Raw genomic sequence first — 15498 nt, 5'->3', positions numbered from 1 at the left:
CCATGAAGATCTTCAAACTGCCCGACCTGGGCGAAGGCTTGCAGGAAGCGGAAATCGTCGAGTGGCACGTGAAGAGCGGCGACGAAGTCCGCGCGGATCAACCGTTGCTGGCGGTCGAGACGGCGAAGGCGATCGTCGATATTCCGTCGCCGCAGTCCGGCCGCATCGCGAAGCTGTTCGGACAGACGGGCGACATCGTGCATCTCGGCGCGCCGCTCGTCGCGTTCGAAGGTGAGGGCGAGGACGCCGCCGACGCGGGCACCGTGGTCGGCCATATGGAAGTCGGCCAGCACGTCGTGCAGGAGTCGCCCGCGTCACTCACGTCGGGTGTGGGCGCGGGCGGCGCGATCAAGGCGATTCCGGCCGCGCGCGCGCTCGCGCGCAAGCTCGATGTCGATCTGTCGATGGTGACGCCGTCGGGGCCCGAAGGCGTCATCACGGCGGCGGACGTGCAGCGCGTCGCGAAGATACTCGGCGAACTCGGGCCGCCCGAAGTGCTGCGCGGCGTGCGTCGCGCGATGGCGCACAACATGGCGCGCGCGCAGAGCGAAGTGGCCGCGGCGACCGTGATCGACGACGCCGACATCCACGCGTGGCCGCCGCGCACCGACGTGACGATCCGGCTGATCCGCGCGCTGGTTGCCGGCTGCCGCGCGGAGCCGGGTTTGAACGCGTGGTTCGACGGCCATACGGGGCGGCGTCACGTGCTGGAGAAAATCGATCTCGGTATCGCCGTCGATCTGCCCGACGGGCTCTTCGTCCCCGTGCTGCGCAACGTCGCGCATCGCGACGCCGCCGATCTGCGCGGCGGGCTCGACCGGATGCGCGCCGATATCCGCGCGCGCAAGATTCCGCCCGAAGAGATGCGCGGCAACACGATCACGCTGTCGAACTTCGGGATGATCGCGGGCAAATACGCGGCGCCCGTCGTCGTGCCGCCGACCGTCGCGATCCTCGGCGCGGGGCGCATCCACGAGCAGGTCGTCGCGGCGGAGGGCGTGCCCGCCGTGCACCGCATCCTGCCGCTCAGCCTCACGTTCGATCATCGCGTCGTCACGGGCGGCGAGGCGGCGCGGTTTCTCGCGGCCACCATCGCGGACTTGCAGAGTGCGCAATAGCGGTTCGCCGCAAATGTCGGAGCGCTGGCAAGCGCGTGCTTGCCGGCGCCTTTTTTTGACCTGGCCAGAGGAGCGGACGTGAGCTTTTTCAAAGGTGTCTTGCTGCGAGCGTTCGGCCGTCCGCAAGGCGCGCTGGGACGTATCGGCGGCAAGATCATGGCGAACATGAACGCGCCGTGCGCGGCGTGGGCGATCGGCCTGCTCGACGTCCGCGCAAGCGACCGTGTGATCGAGATCGGCTTCGGACCGGGCGTCGGCATTCAGCTTCTCGCGCAGCAGGCGACGGCGGGCACGATCGCGGGCGTCGATCCGTCGGCGGAGATGCTCGCGCAGGCCGCCGCGCGCAACGCTCAAGCGATCGCGCGCGGACAGGTCGATCTGCGCCAGGGCTCCGCCGAGCGCCTCCCGTTCGACGACGGCACATTCGACAAGGCGCTCGCGGTCAACTCGATGCAGGTCTGGCCCGACCCGGCTGCGGGGCTTGCCGAGCTGCGGCGCGTGATGAAGCCGGGCGCAACGCTCGCGCTCGCCTTCACGATCCATTCGGGTCAGCAGCAAAGCGGCCTTGTCGAACGCGTGACGGGCGCCCGTTTCGCCGACGCAAAACTGACACTGAAGGACGGCGATGCGTTCTGCGTGATCGCGCAAGCGTGATCGCAAGCAAGCCGTGACGGCTTGGCATTCAACGCACCTGAAATGATCGACGTACCGGCAGCCGTGCATTCGCCGCACGCCAGGATTTGTACTCGCTGCAATTTTCTTTGCGCTTCCCTATAAATCAATCAGGACGAACGCTGCGTTCTTCACAACGGCCGAGCCGTGGGAACGCGCGTGCGAGCGTATCGCTCGCATCCTGATCGTCCATCGCGGCAAACATGCAGCTGAACCTCACGTCGGCTTCGATCCGCCGAAGAACGCATAACGGGTCGATCTCATCCATACGCGCTCGCGTATGGAGCGCCCGGCTCTTTCCGTCGCGCCGGCTGACGGGGCTCCTTTTCTTTTCGACTTCATCGGTGTGCTGCGTCACACTCGCTCGCCGCCGCGCGCGAAATAATTTCTTCACAGTGCCAGGCATAACGACCGCCATGGAGGTGCGCTGTGCTTCACCCGACCCTATCCCGCACCGTGTTTTACATCGCCGTGACGACGGCATGTCTCGCCGGTTATCCCTGCGCCGGCGCATACGCGGCGACCGCGTCTCCCGCCGCCGCGTCCGCATCGGCGGCGGCCGTCACGCCGGTGAAAGAGAAACGGACCTCACAGGCGAGTACGTCCATCGACTTTCCGATGATCGTCGAGCGTTATGGGCCGGCTGTCGTGAATATCCGCGCGGTGGTGCAGGACAAGACGGCGGCGGGCGCGGCGCCCGCTTCGGCCTCGGCGCCCGCTTCGGGGCCGGGCTCCGAGGCGATCGACGGCGACGATCCTCTCTTCGCGTTCTTCAGGCAGGCGACGCCGCATTCGCAGGACGGCCAGAGTAGTTCGCCGCGCGCGATCTCAGGTGTCGGCTCGGGTTTTATCGTGAGCCCGAACGGCCTCATTCTGACGACGGCGCATGTCGTCGATCAATCCGATGACGTGACCGTTCGCCTGACCGACCGGCGCGAGTTCAAGGCCAAAGTGGTGGCCGTCGATACGCAGAGCGACATCGCCCTGATCCAGATCGACGCGACAAAGCTGCCGACCGTCAAGCTCGGCGACTCGACGCGCGTGCGAGTCGGCGAGCAGGTGATGACGATCGGCTCGCCCGACAGCTACCAGAACACGGTGACGGCGGGGATCGTCAGCGCGACGTCGCGCAAGCTCGCCGATGGCAGCACGTTCCCGTTCTTCCAGACGGATGTTTCGTTGAACCCCGACAATTCGGGCGGCCCCGTGTTCAATCGCGCGGGAGAAGTGGTCGGGATCGACGTGCAGGTGTACGGCGACGGAGAGCGCTCCCAGAGCCTGACGTTCGCAATCCCGATCAATATGGCGAACAAGGTGCGCGCGCAGTTGCAAAGCCAGGACAAGAATGCGCGCGGCAGCCTGGGCATCCAGGTGCAGGACGTCGATCCGGGGCTGGCGGGCGCATTCGGCCTGCCGCGCGCGGCGGGCGCGCTCGTGATCGCCGTCGAGCCGGGCAGCCCTGCGGCGGCGAGCAACCTCAAGCCCGGCGACGTGATCGTGAAGCTCGCTGACAAGCCGGTCGAGCACGCAGCCGATTTCTCCGCGCAGGACGATGCGTTGCAATCGGGAACGAAAGTCCCGTTGACGCTCATTCGCAATCGCAAACAGATGACGGTGATGGTCGGCGTGGGCGCCTCGGCGCAACAGCCGGATGCCGCCGGGGGCACGGAAGTGAGCACGAGCATGAGCGGCGCAGGTCCGCTGGATCATCTCGGCCTCACGATGCATCCCCTCACGGATGACGAGCGGCGCACCACGGGCCTCGCCGAAGGCCTGATGGTCGACGACGTGTCGGGGACGGCGGGCAGCGCCGGCATCAAGCCCGGCGATGTCGTGCTGTCGCTGAACGGCACGCTGGTCGCGTCGCAGGATGAACTCGCGTCGCTCGCGGCGAAGGCGGGCAAGAAGGCCGCGTTGCTGATCCAGCGCAATCACGCGCGCAGCTTCGTGACCGTCGATCTCAAGTGAAGCGCGAAGCAGGGCGGGCAATCGGCACACGATGCCCGCACTGCACGCCGGCTTCGGGCGCAAGACTCGCCGCGCTGTTTCCCGCGCATCTCACTGCCCACGCATTCACGCACGTTGGATAACACCTCGCGCTCGCGGTTTGCGTTAGAGTGATGCGCGCATCGCCATCGGCATGCGTATCGGCGCGATCCCCCAATCCGAACCTCACGCCCGTCGGCGACCTCTATGGAAAGTGAAAGCACGTCGCGTCAGCGGACGCGCGCAGGCAACGCATTCGAAGTGCTATGGGTATTCCTGCAAATGGGCTGCACCTGCTTCGGCGGGCCGATTGCGCATCTCGGATATTTCCGCCGCGAGTTCGTCGAGCGCCGCCGCTGGCTCGACGATATGACATACACCGATCTCATTGCGCTGTGCCAGTTTCTGCCCGGACCGGCCAGCAGTCAGGTCGGCTTTTCGATTGGCTTGCTGCGCGCGGGATGGTGGGGCGGACTCGCGGCGTGGCTGGGTTTCACGTTGCCGTCGGCCGTCTTGCTGACCGGTTACGCGAGCCTTGCACGACTGCTCGACAACACGCTCGGCAAAGGACTCGTTCACGGGCTGAAGCTCGTCGCGGTGGCCGTCGTCGCGCAGGCGATCTGGGACATGGCGCGCCGCCTGTGTCCCGACCGTGCGCGCGCCGCCATCGCGCTCGCCGCGCTCGCGCTCCTGAGCGTGCTCGATACGGTGTACGCGCAGCTCATCGTGATCGGCGGCGGCGCGTTGCTCGGCGTCGTCGTGTGGCGAATGGCGTCGGCAACGTCGGCACCCGTTGCAGGCAGCGCATCCGCCGACGCGCACGCATTCGCGTTGCCGCGCGCCGCAAGCGGCATCGCGCTCGTGCTGTTCTTCGCGTTGCTCGCTGGCTTGCCCGCACTGGAAGCGCTTCTGCCCGCCACGTGGACGATCAGGATCTTCGACGTGTTCTATCGCTCGGGCGCGCTCGTGTTCGGCGGCGGCCATGTCGTGCTGCCGCTGTTGCAACAGGCGACGGTCGCAAGCGGATGGATCTCCGCGAATGATTTTCTCGCGGGCTACGGCGCGGCGCAGGCCGTTCCGGGTCCGCTCTTCACATTCGCGTCGTACCTCGGCTGGATGATGAGCCCTTCATCCGCGCACTGGTTCGGCGCGCTCTGCGCAACCGTCGGCATCTTTCTGCCGGGACTGTTGCTCGTCATCGCCGTGTTGCCGCACTGGCAGGCGTTGAGAACGCGTCCGTCCGTTGCGGCGCTGCTTGCGGGCGCGAATGCCGCTGTCGTCGGGCTGCTTGCGAGCGCTTTCTATGCGCCCGTATGGACGAGCGCCATCTTGTCGGCAACCGATTTCGCCGTCGCAGTCGTGTCGCTGTTCTTGCTCACGCGCTGGAACGTGCGGCCATTGCTTGTCGTGATGTTGTGCGCAGGGGCGGGAATCGTCGAGACGTTCGTGCGTTGAAGCACTGAAACCTGATCGGCAGCGAGACGCATCGGCTTGCGTCGCCTATAACGGTTAGCGACGCGCACGCTTTCATCTCGTCACGACACTATATTCATACGATAAAGACGGCTGCAAGCAGTGCGTACGGAATCTGGACCATCCGAAAAGCACGTCACGCGCATGCTGATTCTTTTCATCGCTCCTGCAGGTCTGTTTCGCGATGGCGTCGCGCGTCTGCTCGGCGACCTGGCCGAGTGCGTCGAAGTGAAATGCGCTGACTTCGCCTCGAACATACTCGACGATGAGCGCCTCGCCGATCTCGTCGTGCTCGACGGCGACAGCGTGCCCGATGCGCTCAGCGTAGCGAACGCGTCGCAGCGGCTGCAAACGGGACTGCCCGTGCTCGTGCTGCTGACGGCCGTCGATTCGCAGACCGTCGACGAATACGTCGCGGCGGGCGTCGCGGGCCATCTCGACAAATCGGAATCGGGCGAGGCGCTGCTGGATGCGCTGCGACTTCTGCTCGCGGGCAGTCGTTATCCCGCTTCGACGCCGCTCGCGCCGGATGAAGCAGCGCTGCCCGAATCCGCAAACGATGTGCGCGCATCCGATGCGCTCGCTGACGAAATGAAAGAGCACGTGCTGACGCCGCGCCAGATCCAGGTGCTCGCGCTGGCGGCGCGCGGCGAGACGAACAAGTCGATTGCGAAGCAGTTGAACATCACGGAGGGCACCGTCAAGGTGCATCTGTACACCGTGTACAAGGCGCTGAAGGTCGGCAGCCGCGGGCAGGCGAGCGTGGCGGCCGCGCGGCTGCGGCAGATCGGCGACGCGCAGTTGCATCGCGCGCTCGACGGCCAGCTTTCCGTCGGCAGGCTGCTCGCGTTCACGACGCCCACGCGCTTCAAGTCCGGCGAAGTGCTCTTTCACAAGAACGATCCCAGCGATGCGCTGTACTACGTCGTGCGCGGCACCGTGAGTCTCGCGGAGATCAACATCGAAGTGGGACGCGGCGCGATACTCGGCGAGATCGGACTCTTCTCGCCGGACCATCGGCGCACCTGCACCGCGCGCTGCATCAGCGATTGCGAACTGCTGATGGTGTCGGCCACCGACGCGATGCGCCTCTACTACCAGGACCCCGAGTTCGCCACCTATCTGATTCACCTGATCACGCGACGACTCGAAGCGGACAAGCTGCGTTCGAAAAATTAGTTTCGATTGCAGCGGTTTATTTACATACGCGACGTCAATCGCGATGCGATGCTTCCCACCATTGAATGTCGCGAGTGCTTTGAAAAAAAAGGCCGTTTTAAACGGTGCTTTTTGATCTATAACACATAGCAATCGCACGTCGTTCCGAGGTGTCGGGCGCGCATTCCACTGCTCCCGGCAAGACAGGGCGGACCATCCGTTTGTTCGATCAACTCTGCGCAGCGCCGCATGGCGCGTGTGCCGCAGTTGCATTGCGAGACATTCGCAGAGTTGCCTTATCGCCATGAAGCGGATCGTGAGCCGGCAGCAGGTGCTCTTTAAAAAGGCTTGAAGAAAGTGATCACAGATTCTTCCTGCCCATCCGACGGATTGGCGCGTGTCGTCCGCACGGTTCTGTTCATGGACCTCGTGGAATCGTGCCGGCTGATCCAGGACAACGAAGTGGAAGCAGCGGGACGGTGGCGCAAGTTCAAGGCGCACATCGAGAACGACATCGTACCCGCGCATCACGGACGTCTGATAAGAACGGAAGGCGACGGACTGATGGTCACGTTCGTCGAATTGCGCGATGGACTCGCGGCGACCTTCGAGATCCAGCACGCGTCGGGCGAAGCCAACACAGGGCTGCCGCCGCAGCAGCACATGTTGTTGCGCATGTGCCTGCACGTCACCGAGCTTTACGAAGACGAGCGCGATGTATACGGTCGCGGCGTCAATCTGGCCGCGCGGCTCTATACGCTCGCGGGGCCCGGCGAGATCGTCGTTTCCGCGCAGGTGCGGGATCAGCTCACACCCGATCTCGATGCCGACATCGAAGATCTGGGCGAATGCCACGTCAAGCATTTCGAACAGCCTGTGCGCGCGTATCGGATCGGCCCGCCTGGTCCGCGTCCCGTGATCGAGCGCGGGACTGCGTTTCTGCCCGAGCTGCGGCCGACGATCGCCGTGATTCCTTTCGTGTCGCGCGGCGGCGAGCCGGGGCAACAGGTGCTCGGCGAAGTGATGGCGGACGAGATCATCTCGTCGCTGTCGCGCACGGCCGAGCTGCAAGTGATCTCGCGTCTGTCGACGACGGCGTTTCGCGAGCGCGACGCGACGCTCGACGAAATCAGTGCGTTTCTCGGCGCGCGCTACGTTCTGTCGGGCGCGTATCGCACGTCGGGCGATCAGGTCGTGCTGGTCGCCGAACTCGCGGAAGCGAAGTCGCGCCACATTCTGTGGACGGCGAGCATCAAAGGCCGCGCGACGCACATCATGCTCGGCGAGGATGAAATGATCGATCGCATCGTCGCCGAAACGAGCGGCGCGATCATCGACCGCGAGTTGCAGCGCGCGCGCTCGCAGGCGCTGCCGACGCTCGAAAGCTCGACGCTGCTGATGAGCGCGATCGTGCTGATGCATCGTGGCGTCTCTCATGACTTCAACCGCGCGCGCGACATGCTCGAAGCGCTGATCGAGCGCGCGCGCAGACAGGCCTTGCCGCATGCGTGGCTCGGGAAATGGCACGTACTGCGTTTCAATCGCGGCTGGACCAACGATCGCGCTGCCGAAGCGCAGGCCGCGCTTGGCTGCACGCGCCGCGCGCTCGACGCCGATCCCGAATGCTCGCTCGCGATGACGATCGACGGCTTCGTGCATACGAACCTGCTCAAGCAACTCGACGTCGGACAGCGGCGCTACGAAAGCGCGCTCGCGGTCAACCCAAACGATTCGCTTGCGTGGCTGCTCAAAGGCACGCTGCTCGCATTCGAAGGCGTTGGCGATGACGCCGTCGACGCGACCGAGCGCGCGCTGCGCCTGTCGCCGCTCGATCCGTTGCGCTACTTCTACGAATCACTGGGTGCGACGGCGGCGCTGTCGGCGGGACGTTACGAGCGTGCCGTCGAACTCGCGCAGCGCTCGTTGCGCGTGAACCGCACCCATACATCGACGTTGCGCGCACTGGCGATCGCGCAATCGCTGCTCGGCGATCTCGATGCCGCGAGGCTGACGCTCAACGAAGTGCTCGCGATCGAGCCGACGCTGACGGTCACGCGCTATCTTGAACGCTCGCCGAGCGGCGCGTACAAGACCGGGAAGATATGGTCGGAAGCATTGCGGCAAGCAGGCTTGCCTGCGTAGAAGAAGGTTTGAATGCGGTGCTGGATTCCTGACAGAGGAGGCCTATCGTGAGCGGACTTGGCGGTGCAGGAGGAGCGGGCGGAGCAGGCGGAGCGGGTGGTGCGGGCGGTGCAGGAGGCGCAGGTGGAGCGGGCGGCGCAGGCGTGCCTTCGGGCGGCGGCGGCGCGGGCGGCGTATACGATGTGGGCGGCGGGTCGTCGGATGGGCCGCTTCTTGCCGGGGCGCTGATCGGGCATCGCGATGGCATTGTCGGCAGCTGGCATCCGCCGGAACGCGTCACGGTCGATTACGACAAGCAGAACTTCTGTCCAATCGACGACTACCGTCAGCTATGGCGATGGGAGCCGTGGGTGCGCGCGACGGCGTTCGATTTCGAGCTCCTGTCGAACCTGCACTTCCGGATACAGAACGAAGCGAGCAAAACGCTCGCGTATCCGCAGCTATCGCACCGGCCGGCGAAGGGCGGCGCCGAAGTCGATATCGTGAGCCTGCATCGCCCGGACAAGGACGTGTTCGCGAAGCAGGCCGAATGGCTCGACTTCTATGCGGACCTTCGCGAAGATCGCTCGGCGGAAATACTCTGCCAGATGGGGCCGCAACTGGCCTTCTGGGGCATGCTGATCTATCTGCATCCGAGCCGCACGCCGAAGACGATCGAACTGCTCGACACGGCAGTGCGCCTCGCGATTTTCGTCGAGATCCGCTTCAAGCACGCGATTGCGGCGCCAAGGGCGCTGGAGTACTCGCAACAGGTGCAGCCGATGATCCAGACGCCGGGGCATGGCTCGCTGCCGAGCGGCCACTCGACCCAGGCGTTCATCATCGCCGTCGTGCTGTGCGCGCTGTTCAAGCAGGACCGCCATACCGTCTACTACCAGCAGGCGATGCGCCAGGCGTATCGCGTCGCCGTCAATCGGACCGTAGCGGGCGTTCATTTCCCCATCGACAGCATTGCGGGCCATGTGCTCGGCACCGCGCTCGGCGAGTACTTCGTCGCGCGCTGCACGCGCAACCTGAAGAAGCCGAAAGGCGGTCCGAACGCGAAGCGCGATCCGCTCGCAGACGGCAAGATCACGTCGCGCGAGTTCAAGGGGCATGTGCTGTCGGCGAAGAACCCGGACGGCAATCCGGATTTCGATTATCACGAGCCGCTGAGCGACGACGATGTCGATGCATACGCAAAGGCGCACAAGATGTCGAAGGCGGCCGTGTTGGCGAAGTTTCCGTTTCTCGGCTGGAAGAAGCCGGGCGCGCAATCCGTCGACGGTTCGAACATTCTGTCGTGGCTGTGGAATCAGGCCGAGAGCGAGTGGAACGGCAACGGCCTCGCGAACACGGCGTTCTAGCGTCTTCATCCTGTTCGAGCGAGGTGGGCGATGACCTGGCAATCGTTGACGGGGAAGGCCGGCGCGTGGAGCGGCCTGGACTGGACGGGGCGCGGGAACGGGACGGCGCGCGCCGACCCGTATCTCGCATGGGCCGATGCGACGCTATTCGCCGATCTGGGCGGACTGCCCGCGGGCTGGGTGCGCGTCATCATCGAACTCGAAGAGCTTGGGCCCGGTGGCACGCCGCTCACGGCACAGTCGTTCGCGGAGAGTCTCGAAAGCACGCACGCGGCGTGGAAAGCGTGGATACGGGTGTCGTCGCTCTATCGCTATCCGCCGCGCGATCTCGAGAACACGCATTTCCTGACGGCCGCCGTGACGAAGGTGTTCTTTGCGAAGCTCGACACGACGCTAAAGGGCTTCGTGAAGCGCTTCGAACTCGGCATGCCTGTCGTGCCCGACGATCAACCTGCTAACGCATCGCAGGCCACGACGGCGCTCGCAACGGGCACGGGCCCGCAGTTCACGGCCGCTTCCCAGCCAAAAACCAGGGCAGCGGGCGCGAAGCGCGAGCGCATCGTGTTCCTCGGCGTGATGGACGACGGCCTCGCATTCGCGCACGAACGCTTTCGTTCTTCCGGCAATCCGTCGGCGACGCGGATCGAATGCTTCTGGAATCAGGACGACGCGCCCGGCACGCCGCCCGGCTTGCACTACGGACGCGAACTCTCGAAGGCCGGGATCGACGATATGCTTGCGCGTTACACGCAAGGCGGATTGATCGACGAAGACGCGGTATATCGGGAGGCGGGCTACATCGGCGTGCGCAAGCGCTGGGCGCACGGCACGGAAGCGATGGATCTCGCGGGCGGCGTGCGGCCCGGCGATCTGCACGCGGCTTTCCTTCAGCGGCTGGGCGACGACAGGAAGGCGCTCGAGAAAGTGCATCTGATCGGCGTGCAGTTCAGGACGCCTGGGCGAACGGTGCGCGATACATCGGGACTCTGGTTCGCCACGCATGCGCTCGATGCGATGCGCTACATCCTGCGCCGCGCCGACGATCTCGCCCAAAGCCATGCACACGACTACTGCGTGGTGCTCAATCTGAGCTACGGCTATATGGCGGGACCGCATGACGGCAGCTCGATCATCGAACGAGCCATCGACGAGCTGATCGATCAGCATCGCGATCTGTGCGTCGTGGTGCCTGCTGGAAACAGCAACGTGCTGCGCTGTCACGCGAATATCGAGCTTGCGCATGGCGAATCGAAGAGCCTCACATGGCGTGTGTTGCCCGATTGCGCGACGCCCAGTTTTCTGGAGATATGGTTGCCCGAGCATGCCGATCCGTCGAAGGTCAAAATCCAGGTCTGTCCGCCGACGGGCGATAAAAGCCCCGTCATGTCGGTGAAAAATTTCTACGCGTGGCAACCGGGCGGCAATGTGCTGTGCGCGTCCGTGTATCTGGACCGCGTCGCGACGGGCGACAACGGGATGATCCTGATCGCGCTCGCGCCCACGCTCACGCGCGATCCTTCACGCGATGCGACGCCCGCTGGCAACTGGAGCGTGACGGTGTCGAACACGGCGCGCCACGGCGACGCGCTGACCTTGCACGCGTGGGTACAGCGCAATGAAACGGCGTTCGGCTACCCGATGCGCGGACGCCAGTCGCGCTTCGACGATCCGCGTTACAAGCGCTTCTTTTCGGGCTCGCATGTGAGGGACTTCGACAAAGGCAACACGGACTCGTGGATAAGACGCAGCAGCACATTGAGTTCGATCGCGACGGGTGACTATACCGTTGTCGTCGGCGCTTATCGGCGCACGGATGGCAAAGCGGCGCTCTATTCATCGACGGGACCTTCGCTTCGCACGAAGCAGAGAAACGGACCCGATGCGACGGCCGTCAGCGAGGACTCGCCCGCCTGCGCCGGCGTGCTCGGCGCGAGCACGCGCAGCGGGAGTCTTGCCGCCATCACGGGGACGAGCGCGGCCGCGCCGCAAGTGTCGCGTCTATTCGCGCAGGCGAAGGTGACGGGCGACGCCGTAGTCATCACGCCGATGAATGCAGCGAAGAATGCGGCGAAGAAAGCAGCGAAGAATGCGTCGAAGAAAACAGCGAAGATCGCGCCGACGACGATGAACCCACTCGCAAGCCGCAAGTGGATCGCGCAGAAAGCGGCCAATGAAGACCCGGCCAAGTTGGGCGCATCGCCGCATGTGCTTGTCAGCACCTGTCCTGGCACGGAGCGCCCGCCTACCGTGCCCGTCGGCGAGCATGCGTGGCTGCCGAGACTGCCAGCGGAGCGGGGCGGCGCGGGGCGCTTCAAGTCACGCCGATCGAAGAAGCGCGGCATCGATTCATAACGGGAACATGCAGCGGGGCCTGTCATCGCTGACAGGCCCCGCTTCGTGCCGGGCTTTCGAACGGCATGCAATCGTTGCGCTCAGTTGCCGCCCTTGAAGAGGTCGTTCAGGCGCGCGGCTTCGCCGTTCTTTTGCGAGCGGACGAGATCCTGATAGACCTCAGCGCGCGTCTTTCCATGCGAGATGGCGCTGCCGGACATCGACGTCGACGACATGCCGGGGCCTTCCGAGTTGACGACGGTTTCCGGCGTCGTGGACGTCGAGGTTGCCGTGTTGGTAGCGCTTTCCTGCGCATACGCTTGCAACGCCGACAGGCAGAGCACGCCGCCGCAGAGGATGAGCATCGTCTTCATTTGAGTCTCCTTCGAACTATTGCAGCGCATTACGCGGTTGCGCCGGACCGAGACGAAAGCGTGGGTCGCATTCGAAGAAAGCGGACGGCCACGCCGACTTTTAGACGTGCACAACCATCAGAATCTGTAGCAAGACAGGATTGAATTCGTTGACACGTAGTCAGCCTCGCGAAAGCTCGGCCATGCGAAAGATGACTGTGCAGCCACGCGGCTTGAACCCAGTATGGTTTTCGCGCGCGCCTGGGCCTATATGACTTTGGTGGTATGCGGGAATATAAAGCGGGCGCTTTCGATTACTTCCACGCGTAGCGCAAGCCGACCCACACGCCGCGCGGCGCGCCGATTCCGAGGAACTGCTCGTTGGTGACATTGTTCGGATCAAATGTATGGTTCGGCCCGTTGAAGAAGTTCTCGCCGAGAATCGCAAAGTTCGCATAGTGCTTGTTCAGCAGATTCTTGACGGTCGCGAATACCTGTAGCTGCTTCGTCACGTTGTACGTCGTATCGAGATCGATCAGGAAATAGCCGGCCACTGTGCCGTTCACATCCTGATTGCTCTCGTCGCCGCGCGCGAAGATACTGCCGCGATACGTGAGGTTCGTGCCGATGTTCCACTGCGCGATCGGCGTGTAGTCGACGCGCAGCTTCACGGTATTGGCGGGGATGCCCGGAATGCGGTCGCCCGGCTTCACCGTGATGTTGCCGTTCGCGTCGGCGCTCGAATTGCTCGCGCTGCTCTCCGTCCACGTCGATTGATACGTCGCGTCCACATAGCTATAGCTCGCGCTCACGCCGACGGGGCCGTACTTCGTGCGCGCCGCGAGTTCGATGCCTTGACGGCGCGTCTTGCCGACATTCTGAAAGAAGCCGAGCGTGCTCGACGCGCCATTGCTGCTGACGAACTGAATGTCGTCGTCGAGCGTCGTGCGATAGAGCGCCGCGCTCCATGTCGTATTCCCGCCGAGCCTTCCGCGCGCGCCGATTTCGAAGGTCTTCGAGATCACGGGTTTCAGAGCCGGGTCGGCGATGAAGTCGTTCGGCAGCGAGCATGGCGCGTTCGGGTCCGCGCATGCGAGTTCGATCGACGTCGGAGAGCGCATGCCTTCGTTGTAGGTCGCGTAGGCGGTGAAGTCGTCGGTCGGATTCCAGTTGACGCCGACAGCGGGATTGAAGCGCGAGAACACATGGCGGCCATCGAGCAGCGGCTGCTGGCCGCTCTCGTCGCCGATCGTCGTGCGCGACCAGTTGTAGCGGCCCGCAAGCGTCATCGACCATTGCTCGTTGAACGAGAACGTGTCGTTGAAATAGATGCCGTATGTTTCGTTGCGCGTCTTCGCATCGGTCGTCGGCACGAACGGACCCGTGCCGATGGTCGCGCGCGTGTCGGTGAAGACCGCGTCTTGCGACGACTGCGTGAAATGCGAGTTCGCCAGATCGGCTGCCACGCCGAGCACCAGCTCGTTGCGTTTGCCGAAGAGCTGTTGCAGCAGCGACAGTTGCAGGCTGCCGCCATAGCCTTCGGTGAAGATCGTCGACTGCAGGTTGTTCGCGGGCGGCGCATCGTCGGGATCGTCGGGATCGAAGTCGTCGTTGACGTTGCTGCTCACGTTCTCGTTGCGGTAGTGGCGATAGTAGAGATTGCCGCTCAGCTGGATATTGGGCGTGAAGTAGTGCTCGCCCGCGATCGTCAGATAGCCGACCTCGTTCTTGTTCTGATCCGGAAACGTGTAAGCCTGCGAACGATTGTCGAGGAACGAGCGCGGAATCGTCTGCGAGCCGTCGAGCGTGTTGTCCGCGGCGCCCGCCGAGATCGACAGCGTGTTGTCGGCATCGTGATAGCGCAGCTTGCCGAATGCCTGGGGCAGACGGCTGCCGTTGTGATCGGCCCAGCCGTCGTCGTTGGTCGCGTTCGCCGTGAAGTAATAGTCGAGGTTGCTGCCGATCATTCCGCCTTGCTGGATCTGCGCGCTCTTGCGCCCCCACGAGCCGCCGCTGATCTCGGCCTCGCCGCCCGGCGACGTGCTGCCGTTCTTCGTCGTGATCGCGATTGCGCCGCCGAGCGTGTTGAGGCCGAAGGTCGGATTCGAGCCGGGAATCAGCTGGATCGTTTCGATGGCGGCTTGCGGTATCAGGTCCCAGTTGACGACGTCGCCGAACGGCTCGTTGACGCGCACGCCATCGAGAAACACGGACAGCCCCTGTGGCGTGCCGACCAGCGGAGAAGCGGTGAAGCCGCGATAGTTGATGTCGACTTGCGAAGGGTTGCCTTGTGCATCGTTGATATCGACGCTTTGCAGATTGCTCGCGAAGTAGTCGGTGAGCGTGTTCGGATGCTGCCCGGCGATCTCGCGGCCGCGTATGGTCTGCACGTTCGCGGGCACGAGCTCGATGGCCGTGCCGATGCCGACGAGCGGCGTCGTGCCGATCACGAGAATCGACGGCTGTTCGGTTTCCTGCGGAGGGCTCTGGTTTTGCGCCACCTGTTGCGAACCGCCTTGCGACTCGTTTTGCGCCGTGTTTTGTGGCGCTTCCTGCGTCGTCGCTTGCCGCACGCTGTCGGGCGTCGTCGCGGCTTCCTGCGACCACGCGGCCGCACAGAGACTCGCGAGCGCGCTGCCGACTACGATCTGAAAAGCGCCCTTGCGCGCATGCGAGCGCGCACGCCGCGATGTGCGCCGCGTCTGTTTCATGGTTGTCGTCTCCAGCGGGTTGTTCTAGCCTTGTCGGCGGCGGCAGGTCGTTCGGGCTGCGCATGAATGCCCGGTCTGCTGCTTGTTGCCTGCTTGTTGCCTGCTTTCCGCCTTGTTTGCCGTTCGGTGCAGAGTCGCATATGAAGAGCGTCCAAGGCCCGGGAAGCTTTCCCGATTCTTTCGGGAAGCCTTCCCTGAGGTATCGACG

At 64.3% G+C, this 15498-nt stretch carries 11 protein-coding genes; 8 read left to right on the top strand and 3 right to left on the bottom strand.

What is annotated here, in order from left to right:
• Positions 1–2 precede the first annotated feature (2 nt).
• Both VSR68_RS04775 and VSR68_RS04770 read left to right on the top strand, forming a co-directional pair.
• Positions 3–1118 (top strand): dihydrolipoamide acetyltransferase family protein, encoded by a 1116-nt coding sequence (locus VSR68_RS04775; RefSeq protein ID WP_342938689.1) that lies wholly within the window; start codon positions 3–5, stop codon positions 1116–1118.
• 78 nt (positions 1119–1196) lie between these two features.
• Positions 1197–1772, top strand: coding sequence for a class I SAM-dependent methyltransferase (locus VSR68_RS04770; protein ID WP_342938688.1), 576 nt, complete (start codon positions 1197–1199; stop codon positions 1770–1772).
• 124 nt (positions 1773–1896) lie between these two features.
• On the opposite strand, the gene VSR68_RS04765 is transcribed toward VSR68_RS04770, so the two are convergent.
• Positions 1897–2058, bottom strand: coding sequence for a hypothetical protein (locus VSR68_RS04765; RefSeq protein ID WP_342938687.1), 162 nt, complete (start codon positions 2056–2058; stop codon positions 1897–1899).
• A 161-nt stretch (positions 2059–2219) separates the two neighbouring features.
• Between VSR68_RS04765 and VSR68_RS04760 the strand changes: the two genes are divergently transcribed.
• The 6 genes from VSR68_RS04760 to VSR68_RS04735 all read left to right on the top strand — a co-directional run bounded on the left by VSR68_RS04760 (position 2220) and on the right by VSR68_RS04735 (position 12247).
• Positions 2220–3758: a trypsin-like peptidase domain-containing protein gene (locus VSR68_RS04760; protein WP_342938686.1), complete on the top strand. Its 1539-nt coding sequence runs from the start codon at positions 2220–2222 to the stop codon at positions 3756–3758.
• A 225-nt stretch (positions 3759–3983) separates the two neighbouring features.
• Positions 3984–5231, top strand: a complete 1248-nt coding sequence (gene chrA, locus VSR68_RS04755) for a chromate efflux transporter (protein ID WP_342938685.1) — start codon at positions 3984–3986, stop codon at positions 5229–5231.
• A gap of 162 nt (positions 5232–5393) precedes the next feature.
• Positions 5394–6428, top strand: a complete 1035-nt coding sequence (locus VSR68_RS04750; protein WP_342938684.1) for a LuxR C-terminal-related transcriptional regulator — start codon at positions 5394–5396, stop codon at positions 6426–6428.
• 399 nt (positions 6429–6827) lie between these two features.
• Positions 6828–8549, top strand: coding sequence for an adenylate/guanylate cyclase domain-containing protein (locus tag VSR68_RS04745; protein WP_342938683.1), 1722 nt, complete (start codon positions 6828–6830; stop codon positions 8547–8549).
• 47 nt (positions 8550–8596) lie between these two features.
• The gene (locus tag VSR68_RS04740) at positions 8597–9895 is read left to right on the top strand and encodes a phosphatase PAP2 family protein (protein ID WP_342938682.1); all 1299 of its coding nucleotides are present in this window, start codon (positions 8597–8599) and stop codon (positions 9893–9895) included.
• 30 nt (positions 9896–9925) lie between these two features.
• Entirely contained in the window at positions 9926–12247 is a 2322-nt protein-coding gene (locus VSR68_RS04735) for a S8 family serine peptidase (protein ID WP_342938681.1), read from the top strand.
• 80 nt (positions 12248–12327) lie between these two features.
• Here VSR68_RS04735 and VSR68_RS04730 read toward each other — a convergent pair whose 3' ends face one another.
• Positions 12328–12600: a hypothetical protein gene (locus VSR68_RS04730; protein WP_342938680.1), complete on the bottom strand. Its 273-nt coding sequence runs from the start codon at positions 12598–12600 to the stop codon at positions 12328–12330.
• Between the two features lie 293 nt (positions 12601–12893).
• Entirely contained in the window at positions 12894–15290 is a 2397-nt protein-coding gene (locus tag VSR68_RS04725; RefSeq protein WP_342938679.1) for a TonB-dependent receptor, read from the bottom strand.
• Between the last annotated feature and the right edge of the window lie 208 nt (positions 15291–15498).

Source organism: Paraburkholderia phymatum (assembly GCF_038900715.1).
In the GTDB taxonomy this organism is placed as follows: domain Bacteria; phylum Pseudomonadota; class Gammaproteobacteria; order Burkholderiales; family Burkholderiaceae; genus Paraburkholderia; species Paraburkholderia phymatum_A.
The sequence above is the reverse complement of the archived record's forward strand: the minus strand, read 5'-3'. Positions and strand labels throughout refer to the sequence as shown.